This is a genomic window from Brenneria salicis ATCC 15712 = DSM 30166, assembly GCF_003315515.1.
GTDB lineage: Bacteria > Pseudomonadota > Gammaproteobacteria > Enterobacterales > Enterobacteriaceae > Brenneria > Brenneria salicis.
This window is the reverse complement of sequence record NZ_QNRY01000023.1, coordinates 44067-57052: the sequence shown is the minus strand read 5'-3', so window position 1 is coordinate 57052 and position 12986 is coordinate 44067. Positions and strand designations below refer to the sequence as shown.

Genomic DNA, 12986 nt, shown 5'->3' with positions numbered 1-12986 from the left:
TCTGCACTAAAATTTCTTTTTTTCATTGGAGCACCTGTGTTGTTCTGAGGTGAGCATATCACCTCTGTTCAGGTGGCCAAATTCAGTATTCCACTACAGAATTTCTTTGACGCCAACTGGAGAGAGGTTGTTGCGACAACCCACCGAAGGGGCAAGCGGCGAGCGCCGCGTAAACTCTCAGGTAAAACGGACAGAGGGAGGGGCACATTTCACAGGAAATCTTGTGTGCTTACTTACATCTATCTGATCGCGCTCACGGCTGAAGGCATGTCTGGCGCGCTGGCTGCCGGACGGCGAAATATGGATATTTTTGGTGTCGGCATGATCTCGTTTATCACCGCGCTGGGCGGTGGTACGGTACGCGATATTCTTCTCGGCAATTATCCCATCAGCTGGACTCAGCACACCGGTTATATTTATCTCACCATTGGCGCCGGTCTGTTCACTATCATTATCGCGCGCATTATGCACCATCTACATCGTCTGTTTCTGATACTGGATGCGATGGGACTGATTGCGTTTACCGTCATCGGCTGCAATGTTGCGCAGGGATTAAATTACTCCACGGCAGTGGTGATTATGGCGGGAATTGTGACCGGTATTTTCGGCGGTATTCTGCGGGACATCTTCTGCAACCGAACGCCGATGGTGTTGAGAAAAGAGCTCTATGCCAGCGTATCGTTGCTGGTGGCTTTATTATATCTCGGTCTGAAAGCGTTGAATGTGAACCACGACATCAATCTGCTGGTGTCCTTCACCCTCGGCTTATTCGTGCGTCTGGCGGCCATTCGCTGGTCGTGGCAACTTCCGGTGTTTTCCTATGTGTCGGGGAGTTGGAAAAGTTGATCTGATGTCGGGAAGGATTGAATTTAGTAGAACAATATTGAAGTGGTGGTGGGGGAAGGATTCGAACCTTCGAAGTCTGTGACGGCAGATTTACAGTCTGCTCCCTTTGGCCGCTCGGGAACCCCACCACTGGCCTTCCCGCTCGACGCTTTCGCGTCGAGCGGGGCGCATCATATCAAATGATGCGCCGCTGTAAAGCCGGATATATTAAAAACGAACCTGTTTACCGTTTTTTATGCCGGCCATCCTGATACAAAAAATGATGCCCGATCAGCAAATTAAAGAATGATAGTGCGGTTTCCGTAGACGAAAACCCGCTGTGCCAATACACGATAAAGCGCCCGGCTCAGCACATTCTTCTCAACATCGCGTCCGGCACGCATCATGTCATCAGCGGTGTAGGAATGATCGACATTGATCACGTCCTGCATGATGATTGGGCCTTCATCCAGGTTGTCATTAACATAGTGAGCGGTGGCGCCAATGATTTTTACGCCTCGCTCATAAGCCTGATGATAAGGTCGTGCGCCGATAAACGCCGGCAGGAACGAGTGGTGGATATTGATAATCTGATTCGGATAGTGCTGAACGAAAGCGGGCGTCAGTACACGCATGTATTTTGCCAGCACAACGTAATCCGGTTGGTACTGGTCGATCTGCGCGATCATGTGCTGATCGTGCTCTTCACGGGAAAAGCCTTCATGACTGACCAGATGGAAGGGAATATCAAAGCGCTCGACCAGCGTGCGCAGCGTTTCGTGGTTGCCAATCACCGCGGCGATTTCAACATCTAATCCGCCGTATGCGCTTTTCATCAGCAAATCACCCAGACAGTGTGCTTCCTTGGTGACCAGAATAACAATGCGGCGACGGCCTGCGCTGGTTAACTCACGAGAAGAACCTTCAGGGAGGGCGCTGTCGAGATCGGCCAACAGGGTGGTATCGTTAAAAATCCCTTCCAGTTCCGTGCGCATGAAGAAGCGGCCAGTACGATGATCAACAAACTCATTGTTCTGCACGATGTTAAGTTCATGCTTGTAACAGATATTGGTGATTTTTGCGATAAGGCCCTTGGCATCAGGGCAAATAGTCCGTAACACTTTTCTTTGTATATTCTGGGATTGCATGAGAGCGTGGATCCTGTCCAAAACTATAATAGCGATCGTATGTTAATGCAGTGCCGGAATTCACTGCGGTTAATGCGCCTTGCTTATTGTCCGCAGCACTTTTTGTACTTTTTGCCGGAACCGCATGGGCAATGTTCATTTCTGCCGGTTTGCAGATGAATGCCATCTCTATAATACCAGCGATCATGATAACGAAGGAAGCGCGAGCGTTCTCGCATCAATCCGGTTTGCTGTCGGTTGGCCGCCGTGTAGCGTGCGGCAAATTCAACATAACCTTCGTCTTGCGTCTTGCCGGGGGCTGTGGTCAATATATTGAGCCCAAGCCAGCAGGTGTCCCGGCAGCTTTCCGCAATGGAATCACGCCATTTCTCCGCTTGCAAATCGGGATGCCAGGTGGCGAAAATAGTCCACATCGTGTTTGACGTAGGCGGTATAGCGAGAACGCATTAGCGTTTCGGGTTCCGCGGCGGTGCGGGTATTGCCAATATACGGTTGGCAGCATGCGCTATACTGCAAGCCGCTGCAACAAGGACAAAGTTCTGGCACAGTTTCTCCTGAAGAAAATTTAATAACTTTAATCTTGATAGATAATAAAGAGATCTTTAATCAGGATACAGATATGTTAACCAATAAGTTAACCAAGACGTTCTGGAAGTAGTAATGTGGGCTAGAATGAAAACACATGATGTACCCATGCGACAGGTAAAAGTGGGGCTGGCTTTGGGTTCCGGCGCGGCCAAAGGATGGGCTCATATCGGCGTCATCAATGCGTTGACCGAACTGGGCATCAAGATTGATGTTGTCGCCGGCTGCTCTGTCGGCGCGTTGGTCGGGGCCGCTTACGCCACGCATAATCTGGCGGTGATCGAGCGCTGGGTGTCAGGGTTTGGCTACTGGGATGTCATTCGATTGATGGATCTCTCCTGGCAACGTGGCGGGTTATTACGCGGTGAGCGGGTATTTAATAATGTAAAGCATTTGTTGCATACACAACGTTTTGAAGAATGCGCTATTAAATTTGGTGCGGTCGCGACCAATCTGAGCACCGGACGCGAACTCTGGTTGACGGAAGGAGACTTGCACCAGTCAATCCGGGCGTCTTGTAGTGTGCCGGGCTTATTGTCTCCCGTATGGTTCAATGGTTATTGGCTGGTGGATGGGGCCGTAGTGAACCCTATTCCCGTTTCACTGGCGCGCGCGATGGGGGCGGATGTTGTCATCGCGGTCGATTTGCAGCAGGATGCTAGCCTCAATCAGCACCTGCTGTCGGTTAAGCCCTCGAACGCGGAGGAGGATGCCGACGTTGAGCCAAACGATTGGCGCAGTAAAATCCGTGAACGCTTATTACGGGGACGACGCCATCGTCCAGCGGTTTCGCCAACGGCGATGGAAATCATGAGCACCTCGATCCATATCCTGGAAAGCAGACTTAAAATGACGCGAATGGCGGGTGATCCGCCGGATGTGCTGGTGCAACCCTACTGTCCGCAGATTGCCACTCTGGATTTCCACCGGGCGCAAGAGTCGATAAGCGCAGGGCGTCAGGCGGTGGAGAGGAAACGTGAGGAATTGTTGCCTTTGGTTAATCAATCTCACTGAAACCCTGGATTCATGTATTGTTGATAAGCAATCTTTGAACATGAAGAGTTTGAAGCAAGAGGTAACAAACGGATGGAACAACCATTAGCGGGTAAACATGTTTTAATCATTGAGGATGAGGCCGTTTTCCGCTCCGTGCTTTCCGGTTATCTGATTACGCTTGGCGCTTCAGTGTCAGAAGCTGTCCATGGACTGGAAGCATTGAGCCTTTTGGAGGATCACCAACCTGATTTAATTATCTGCGATCTGGATATGCCGATGATGGGGGGGATCGAATTTCTTGAGCGTCTGCGCTTAAGAGGCAACAACACGCCGATATTGGTTATATCGGCAACCAGCCATATGGCTGATGTCGCGAAGGTATTGCGCCTTGGCGCCCAGGATGTGCTGCTGAAACCGGTTCGCGATTATGCCCGCTTACGCGAGGTCGTCATGTCTTGCCTGTATCCAGACATGTTTACCTCGCCGGTAAATGAGCTTGAACAGCTAATGCAGGATATGGACTCATTGAGTCAATCTCCCGATGCGGTCGCAAAATTACTGGCGCAATTGCAGCCACCGGTTCAGCAAACGCTTGCGCATTGTCGTATTAATTACCGCCAGTTGACGATTGCCGAACAGCCGGGCCTGGTTTTGGATATTGCCGCGCTCTCAGAGGCGGAGCTGGCGTTTTACTGTCTGGATGTGACTCAGGCGGTCAATAATAATGGTACGTTAGCGGCCTTATTACTTCGAACGTTATTCAATGGTTTGCTTCAGGATCATTTGGCTAATCAGCAGCAGCGCTTGCCATATTTACCGACATTATTAAAGCAGGTAAACCAGTTGTTGCGCCAAGCGAGTTTAGAAGGACGCTTTCCTTTATTGGTTGGTTATTATCATCGTGAATTAAAAAGGTTAATTTTGGTATCAGCCGGCTTGAACGCCATGTTGAATGCCGATGGCAACCAGATTTCTCTGAATAGCGGCGTGCCGTTGGGAACGTTGGATGTCACTTATCTCAATCAGTTAAATCACAATTGTGTTGATTGGCAATGTCAGATATGGGGTGGGGGTGGGCGTTTACGACTCATGTTGTCTACAGAATAATCTGATAGGTATGCTGGTTACTCTCTCCAGACGATGTCCACCTTCCGTTATTATTTTTTATTTTCTACACTATTCCTAGTGACCTTATTTTTTATTGCGTTATAACATTGTTCAAGCGCTATCCGGTTAAATGAGTTGTAATCATCCCGTTTTTAGGCAATGCAAATAAAGTTCATTATTTGAACGATATATAAGAGGTTGTTTATGTCGATTGTTAATAAGAAAGTAAAAAAAGCGGTAATCCCGGTTGCAGGGCTGGGAACTCGTATGTTACCGGCGACAAAGGCTATTCCGAAAGAAATGCTGCCATTGGTGGATAAACCGCTAATTCAATATGTCGTTAATGAGTGTATTGCTGCGGGAATCAATGAAATCATTCTGGTAACTCATTCTTCTAAAAATTCGATTGAAAACCATTTTGATACCAGTTTCGAACTGGAAGCCATGTTGGAAAAACGTGTTAAGCGCCAGCTACTCAAAGAAGTTCAATCTATTTGTCCTAAGCACGTCACCATTATGCAAGTTCGTCAGGGATTGGCGAAAGGATTGGGCCACGCGGTATTGTGCGCGCATCCGTTAGTGGGTGATGAGCCGGTTGCCGTTATTTTGCCTGACGTGATTATTGATGAATATGCCTCCGATCTGAAAAAAGATAACTTGAGTGAAATGTTGAAACGTTTTTCAGAAACCGGTCACAGCCAGATTATGGTGGAGCCGGTGGAAAACGTTAGCAGCTATGGGGTTGTGGATTGCAAAGGCGTGGAATTGAAAGCGGGCGATAGCGCGCCGATGGTGGGCGTGGTTGAAAAACCAAAAGCATCCGAAGCGCCGTCTAATTTAGCAGTTGTTGGCCGTTATGTTCTCTCTGCTGAAATCTGGTCTCTGCTGGAAAAAACACCGCCAGGCGCGGGTAATGAAATTCAGTTAACTGATGCTATTGCCATGCTGATGGAGAAAGAAACGGTGGAAGCTTACCATCTGAAAGGCGTGAGCCATGACTGCGGCAACAAATTAGGTTATATGCAGGCCTTTGTCGAGTACGGTATGCGCAATGATAGCCTGGGTAGTGAATTCACCGAGTGGTTACAGGAAACGGTTGACGTCGAAGTGAAATAATATCGGGTAAAGCCTGCTCTCTGTTTTATTCCCAAGATGGAGAGCATAAATTTTCGTCGTCCCCGCTTTTTTTAATAAAAAAATACCCTTGATAAAAATCAAGGGTATCGGCGTATTATTTTAAAACTGAATTAGATCAGGAAATCGTCCAGGGACTTGCCTTGCTCTTCAATGGCATTTTTGATTACAGCTGGCGTCCGGCCCTGACCAGTCCAGGTTTTAAGGTCGCCGTTTTCATCGGTGTATTGATATTTTGCAGGGCGCGCGGCACGTTTGCTTTTACCTGCGACTTTTACGGAACCGAGAGATTGTAATAATTCGTTGGGGTCAATACCATCAGCGATCAACATATCGCGATATTGTTGTAATTTACGTGCACGTTCTTCAACTTCTGCCTGAACCTGGCTTTCTTCTTCACGTCGTTCATTAACGACGACTTCCAGTTTCTCCAGCATTTCCTCCAAAGTATCCAGACTACATTCTCTTGCCTGCGCACGCAGAGTACGGATGTTGTTTAGAATCTTTAGTGCTTCGCTCATTGTGATAATCTCAGATTTATATTATTGGTGTCGTGTAGAGTGATAATAGAATGCTATTTTCTTTTCTGCAATAGTCAAATTTGTAAGTTTGTTAAAAAATACCAGTTTTAAAACGGATATCACATACCCCGAGACCTGAATATAAATTACTTCCGCCAAGATGAGAAATACATTTTTCCGTCATTTTTTCTACAGCAAATGTAGATGGGGAGGATATTGAACCTTAGGTTACCGTTATAAGGGAATTTTATCTCTTTATCTTTCCGCGCCTACCAATAGCCACTGTCTGAGCGGAGGAACGTAAATGTAATAGCGCATTGCATAGTCCAAAGGTGGGTTGTTACAATAAAACTTGACCGTATAAGCGATGATATCGCCTATCTTTTGGAGCGCCGGGTATGGCTCAGCTTTATTTTTATTATTCAGCAATGAATGCGGGGAAATCCACCGCGCTATTGCAATCTTCATATAACTATCAGGAACGCGGCATGCGGACGCTGGTGTTCACCGCAGAAATAGATAACCGTCATGGCATTGGTGTGGTAAGTTCCCGTATCGGCCTTTCTTCTCCTGCATTATTGTATAATTCGCAGACATCTTTATTTAACTTGCTGATAAAAGAACATAGGGCTCAACCTATTCACTGTGTATTAATTGATGAATGTCAGTTTTTAACTCAAGAGCAGGTGAGCGAACTTTCCGACGTGGTGGATCAATTAGATATCCCGGTATTGTGTTACGGTTTGCGCACAGATTTCCGCGGCGAATTGTTCTCAGGAAGCCACTATTTATTAGCCTGGGCCGATAAATTAATCGAGCTAAAAACGGTTTGTCACTGCGGACGTAAAGCAAACCGTGTGTTGCGTCTGGATGCACAGGGTAACCCGTTGCGTGAAGGCGAGCAGGTAGTGATTGGTGGCAATGAAAACTATGTTTCCGTCTGTCGAAAACACTACAAAATAGCGTTGGGATTGATCAGATCTGAGAGCGAGTAAATCGATGGGAGGCGATGGTTTGTTCAATTCATCGTTATGGCTGCATGGTATCGTTAAAAAGCGATTTAAGGGCTTGTGAATATGTTGCGCCGCCGTTTCCGCATGTTTGACGAAAAATGCCGCCGTAGCGCTGCTGATGGACGTTTTTGCGGTGATTCATGCTAATGCTGTTTGGTAAGCATGATTTGAACATTCAGGTGGGATGAATACGAGGATAGTGATGTAAAAAAGCCCTGCTTCATTAGCAGGGCAGCGACGATAAAGCGGTCAAACAGTCTCCAATGAGGCTGTTGGCGCATCATGAATCAACTGGTGACTTTCTTCGGTTGCTTCACGGCTTTTGCTGCGGGGGCAGCAACCGCTTCCACCTCTTTTTTTGCAGTATCTTCGGAGAATTTACGACCGTAGTAAGTATCCATCAGAATCTGTTTCAATTCAGAAATCAGCGGATAACGCGGGTTAGCGCCAGTACATTGGTCATCGAACGCATCTTCAGACAGTTTATCTACTTTCGCCAGGAAATCCGCTTCCTGCACGCCCGCTTCACGAATAGAGGTAGGGATCCCCAACTCAGTCTTCATTTCCTCCAGCCAGTTCAACAGCTTCTCGATTTTCTGCGCAGTGCGATCGCTCGATGCGGTCAGGCGCAGATGGTCGGCGATTTCGGCATAACGACGCCGAGCCTGCGGACGGTCATACTGACTGAAGGTTGTTTGCTTGGTTGGGTTGTCATTGGCGTTATAGCGGATAACGTTGCAGATCAGCAGCGCATTAGCCAGACCGTGTGGAATATGGAACTCCGAGCCCAGCTTGTGCGCCATAGAGTGACAAACCCCCAAAAAAGCGTTGGCAAACGCGATACCGGCAATGGTTGCGGCATTGTGGACACGTTCACGGGCTACCGGATTCTTCGCGCTGTCTCGATAACTAGCCGGCAGGTTTTCTTTCAACAGCTTCAGCGCCTGCAACGCCTGACCATCAGAATATTCATTCGCTAATACCGAGACATAAGCTTCCAGCGAGTGAGTCACCGCATCCAGTCCCCCGAAGGCGCACAGCGATTTCGGCATATTCATCACCAGATTGGCGTCCACAATGGCCATATCCGGGGTTAATGCGTAGTCGGCCAGGGGATATTTCTGGCCTGTCGTGTCGTCGGTTACCACCGCAAACGGCGTCACTTCGGAACCAGTGCCTGAGGTGGTGGTGATGGCAATCATCTTGGCTTTCACCCCCATTTTCGGGAACTTGTAGATACGTTTACGGATATCCATAAAACGCAACGCCAGTTCTTCAAAGTGGGTAGTGGGGTGTTCGTACATCACCCACATGATTTTTGCCGCATCCATCGGAGAACCGCCGCCCAGCGCGATAATGACATCCGGTTTAAAGGAGTTCATTTGCTCAGCGCCTTTACGCACGATGCTCAGAGTGGGGTCCGCTTCGACCTCGAAGAAAACGTCGGTTTCCAGACCATTCTGTTTCAGCACGCTGACCACTTGATCGACATAGCCGTTATTGAACAGGAAGCGGTCAGTCACAATGAATGCACGTTTGGCGCCATCGGACGCGACCTCTTCAAGCGCCACCGGCAATGAACCGCGACGGAAATAAATGGATTTGGGAAGTTTATGCCACAACATATTTTCTGCTCGCTTGGCTACCGTTTTCTTGTTGATCAAGTGTTTCGGACCTACGTTTTCCGAGATGGAGTTCCCCCCCCAGGAACCGCAACCCAGCGTCAGGGAAGGGGCGAGTTTGAAGTTATACAGATCGCCGATACCGCCTTGAGACGCCGGGGTATTGATCAGAATACGGGCGGTTTTCATCTTGTTGCCGAAGTGATTGACGCGTTCCGGCTGGTTGTCCTGATCGGTATAAAGACAGGAGGTGTGGCCGATGCCGCCCATCGCGACCAGCTTTTCAGCCTTCATCACCGCATCGTTGAAATCGATGGCACGATACATGGCCAGGGTCGGAGACAGTTTTTCGTGGGCAAAGGGTTCCGACTCGTCAACCGCAGTCACTTCGCCGATTAGCACCTTCGTGTTGGCAGGTACGCAGATGCCAGCCATTTCTGCAATTTTCGGCGCCGTTTGGCCTACTATATCCGCATTGAGCGCGCCATTTTTCAGCAGTATGCCTTGAACGGCCTGAAGTTCTCTGCCTTGCAGCATGTAGCCGCCATGGGAAGCGAAACGCGCACGTACCGCATCATAGGCGCTGTCAACCACAATCACCGACTGCTCAGACGCACAGATTACGCCGTTATCGAAGGTTTTCGACATCAGAATAGAGGCAACGGCACGTTTAATGTCGGCGGTTTCATCAATGACGACGGGCGTGTTGCCCGCACCTACGCCAATCGCAGGTTTACCGGAACTGTATGCGGCTTTCACCATGCCGGGGCCGCCGGTCGCCAGAATCAGGTTGATATCCGGGTGATGCATCAACTGGTTGGACAATTCAACAGAAGGTTGATCAATCCAGCCGATAATATCTTTAGGCGCGCCTGCCGCAATTGCTGCCTGCAGAACGATATCCGCTGCTTTATTAGTGGCGTTTTTGGCCCTCGGATGCGGGGAAAAGATAATCCCGTTACGGGTTTTCAGACTGATCAGCGCTTTGAAAATCGCGGTGGAAGTCGGGTTGGTTGTCGGCACAATACCGCAAATCAGGCCTATCGGTTCGGCGATGGTGATGGTGCCAAAGATGTCATCGGTAGAGAGAACCCCACATGTTTTATCATCCTGATAAGCGTTATAAATGTATTCGGAAGCAAAATGGTTTTTGATCACTTTATCTTCAACAATACCCATGCCGGATTCGGCCACGGCCATCTTCGCCAGCGGAATACGTGCATCGGAGGCGGCGAGCGCAGCAGCGCGGAAAATTTTATCAACTTGTTCCTGGGAATAGTTGGAAAATTCCTGCTGTGCTTTCTTTACTCTTTCCACTAGTGCGTTAAGTTCAGCAACATTGGTTACGGCCATAAGGTTCTCCTGATAGTGTTAAACTCTTTCAGTCAATCGCTTGCTAAACCCAAAGGGATGGTTAAACGTACTTTGAACGCGTTTTACCGACAAAGCGTACATCCGTTACATCGCATTGATTGACTCAAAGAGCTTGTCGACCTTCATGGTCTACTATTCGGTTTTTAAAATACTGTAATCGAGAATGGCGGGTATTATAAAAATAAAAATTTGATAGTTTGTGTAAATGAAGAATAATCGCTTGTTTAATCGAGTATGAAAAAAGCATACCGATTTGTGAGGCTCTTTTTTGTGATCTCCGTCTATTTTTTGTCATGCTGACACCATTCAGCAAGTGATTGTTGCTAATCGTTATCCATATTTATCTTATCTGTTTTTATCGCTGGGTCTGGCTTCCTAGTTGTGTCTCTGTGCTGGTAGATATTCTCACCTTTATATAAATAATCCTTATGTCAAAAATTTAATATTTGGCCTGTTGTTTATCTTTTAATCGTGAGCGAGGTCGCGGTATAACCCTGTAGGTGAAGTATATTTTGTTAAATTTGTAACGGATGGAGTAATAGGATGTGTTATATGTTTAACCGCATGATGGTCTGTTTAATCATCACTGCATCAGGATTCAGGCAGATCTTTTTTGTATCAATAGTTTAATGGGTGATTATTTATAAAAATGCACATCGTATTAAATAGCTAAATTTATCAATTGGTTAATTTTTTCCAGCTTGGTGATATTTAACGATTGCTTCCGCTGACTTAAAGAATAATCAACAACGCGGCTTTAAACGTATTGGCGGATGTGAGTGCATTTGCTAGTTTCGGATTAATATCGTCTTTGCAGTGTAATTGATAAGTTATTTTTATTGGTTTTATTACGGCAAACATCGATGCCGTCTGATAATCATGACGACTCAGATACAACGAATTTGTTAACTCCCCGTCAGACAGGCATAAATGTCCGTCACGCTTAATCGTCAAGGATACTGCACGGATGTTTTTTAATAGTTAAAGGAAAGGAGAATGACACTCATGATCACAAGAAAAATTCTGCTTGCCAGTCTCATTACGCTGTCGTGCGCGGCAGCAGGGGGACAAACCTGGGCGGCCACGGTTCCCGAAGGCGTTCAACTGGCGAAAAAACAGGAACTGGTGCGCAATAACGGCGCGGAAGTAGCGTCGTTGGATCCGCATAAAATCGAAGGCGTACCAGAGTCGAATGTGTTGCGCGATGTGCTGGAAGGGCTGGTGATTTCGGATGTGAACGGTAAAGTGATCCCCGGCGTGGCGGAACGTTGGGATAACAAAGATTTCAAGGTGTGGACTTTCCATTTGCGCAAAGATGCGCGCTGGTCAAATGGCGATCCCGTCACGGCGCAGGATTTCGTTTATAGCTGGCGACGTCTGGCCGATCCCAAAACCGCATCCCCTTATGCCAGCTATCTCCAATATGGTCATTTATTGAATATTGATGACATTATTGCCGGCAAGAAAGCCCCAGATACCCTGGGCGTGAAAGTGTTGGATGATCATACGCTGGAAGTCACGCTATCTGAAGCGGTGCCTTATTTCTATAAATTGCCGATTTATCCGGCGATGTCGCCGGTAAATAAAACCGTGGTCGAAAAGTTTGGCGATAAATGGACACAACCACAAAATTGGGTCGGTAATGGCGCTTACAAGCTGAAGATGTGGGTGGTGAATGAGAAAATCGTGCTGGAGCGCAATCCGCAATATTGGGATAACGCCGATACGGTAATTAATCAGGTCACCTATTTGCCGATTGCCTCCGAAGTGACAGATGTTAACCGCTACCGCAGCGGTGAAATCGAGATGACCTATAATTATCTGCCCATCGAACTGTTCCAGAAACTGAAAAAAGAAATTCCGCAGGAAGTGCAGGTCAATCCTTATCTATGTACCTATTACTATGAAATCAATAATCAGAAAGCGCCTTTTAATGATTTGCGGGTAAGAACCGCGCTGCGTTTGGGGCTGAGCCAGGATATTTTAACCAACAAAGTCAAGAATCAGGGCGACACGCCGGCTTATGGTTTTGTGCCGCCTTACATTGATGGATTGAAAGCCGCCGAGCCGGAGTGGTTTACCTGGCCGCAAGCGAAGCGTAATGAAGAAGCGAAAAAACTGTTGGCGCAAGCGGGTTATACCGCTGACAAACCGCTGACGTTAAGCCTGTTGTATAACACCTCTGATTTACATAAAAAGTTGGCTATCGCGGCGGCGGCGCTCTGGAAGCAAAATATCGGCGTTACCGTCAAGCTGGATAATCAGGAGTGGAAAACGTTCCTCAGTTCACGTCATCAGGGGACATATGATATTGCGCGTGCGGGGTGGTGCGCCGACTATAATGAGCCGTCTACCTTCCTCAATAGCATGATATCAGACAGCAGTAACAACACGTCGCATTATAAAAATCAGCAATTTGATCAACTGATGCGCAAATCCTTGCAGGTCACCACGGATGAAGAGCGCTCGGTGATTTATCAGCAGGCTGAGGCTTTGCTGGATAAGGATGCGGTCATCGCGCCGGTTTATTATTACGCCAATATTCGGTTGGTAAAACCCTATGTCGGCGGATTAACTGGTAAAGATCCGCTGGATAGCGTTTACGTTAAAGATCTTTATATTATTAAGCATTAATAAAAATGACAGACAGGCGATATTCCG

General features: G+C 47.6%; 9 protein-coding genes, 1 tRNA gene, 1 pseudogene and 1 riboswitch. Of the genes and pseudogenes, 6 read left to right on the top strand and 5 right to left on the bottom strand.

From position 1 onward, the window contains the following. Nucleotides 1-106: 106 nt before the first annotated feature. Nucleotides 107-204: riboswitch (glycine riboswitch) on the top strand. 21 nt (nt 205-225) lie between these two features. Further along, nucleotides 226-846 (top strand): trimeric intracellular cation channel family protein, encoded by a 621-nt coding sequence (locus DES54_RS11045; protein ID WP_113867328.1) that lies wholly within the window; start codon nt 226-228, stop codon nt 844-846. Nucleotides 847-889: 43 nt separating this feature from the next. Here DES54_RS11045 and DES54_RS11040 read toward each other — a convergent pair. The 3 genes and pseudogenes from DES54_RS11040 to DES54_RS11030 all read right to left on the bottom strand — a co-directional run bounded on the left by DES54_RS11040 (nt 890) and on the right by DES54_RS11030 (nt 2519). Continuing rightward, nucleotides 890-974 (bottom strand) — tRNA-Tyr (locus DES54_RS11040). A gap of 150 nt (nt 975-1124) precedes the next feature. Then, nucleotides 1125-1973 carry a formyltetrahydrofolate deformylase gene (purU, locus tag DES54_RS11035; RefSeq protein ID WP_113867326.1) on the bottom strand — a complete coding sequence of 283 codons (849 nt, stop codon included), beginning with the start codon at nt 1971-1973 and terminating at the stop codon, nt 1125-1127. 83 nt (nt 1974-2056) lie between these two features. Next, nucleotides 2057-2519, bottom strand: a pseudogene (locus DES54_RS11030) (YchJ family protein). Between the two features lie 147 nt (nt 2520-2666). Here DES54_RS11030 and rssA point away from each other — a divergent pair. From rssA to galU, 3 genes are all read left to right on the top strand, one after another. Further along, nucleotides 2667-3572, top strand: coding sequence for a patatin-like phospholipase RssA (gene rssA / locus DES54_RS11025; protein ID WP_113867339.1), 906 nt, complete (start codon nt 2667-2669; stop codon nt 3570-3572). Between the two features lie 72 nt (nt 3573-3644). Further along, a complete protein-coding gene (rssB, locus tag DES54_RS11020) occupies nt 3645-4661 on the top strand; it encodes a two-component system response regulator RssB (protein WP_113867324.1) in 1017 nt (338 codons plus the stop codon). A gap of 204 nt (nt 4662-4865) precedes the next feature. Further along, nucleotides 4866-5777, top strand: a complete 912-nt coding sequence (gene galU, locus DES54_RS11015; protein WP_113867322.1) for a UTP--glucose-1-phosphate uridylyltransferase GalU — start codon at nt 4866-4868, stop codon at nt 5775-5777. 131 nt (nt 5778-5908) lie between these two features. Here galU and hns read toward each other — a convergent pair whose 3' ends face one another. After that, nucleotides 5909-6316 (bottom strand): histone-like nucleoid-structuring protein H-NS, encoded by a 408-nt coding sequence (gene hns, locus DES54_RS11010; protein WP_113867320.1) that lies wholly within the window; start codon nt 6314-6316, stop codon nt 5909-5911. 398 nt (nt 6317-6714) lie between these two features. Here hns and DES54_RS11005 point away from each other — a divergent pair, with 398 nt between their 5' ends. Next, on the top strand, nt 6715-7311 hold the full coding sequence (locus DES54_RS11005) for a thymidine kinase (RefSeq protein WP_113867318.1): 597 nt from the start codon (nt 6715-6717) through the stop codon (nt 7309-7311). Nucleotides 7312-7616: 305 nt separating this feature from the next. Here DES54_RS11005 and adhE read toward each other — a convergent pair whose 3' ends face one another. After that, entirely contained in the window at nt 7617-10304 is a 2688-nt protein-coding gene (gene adhE / locus DES54_RS11000) for a bifunctional acetaldehyde-CoA/alcohol dehydrogenase (RefSeq protein WP_113867316.1), read from the bottom strand. Nucleotides 10305-11330: 1026 nt separating this feature from the next. Here adhE and oppA point away from each other — a divergent pair. Then, complete coding sequence (oppA, locus tag DES54_RS10995) at nt 11331-12959, top strand: oligopeptide ABC transporter substrate-binding protein OppA (RefSeq protein ID WP_427846325.1); 1629 nt, start codon at nt 11331-11333, stop codon at nt 12957-12959. Nucleotides 12960-12986: the final 27 nt, after the last annotated feature.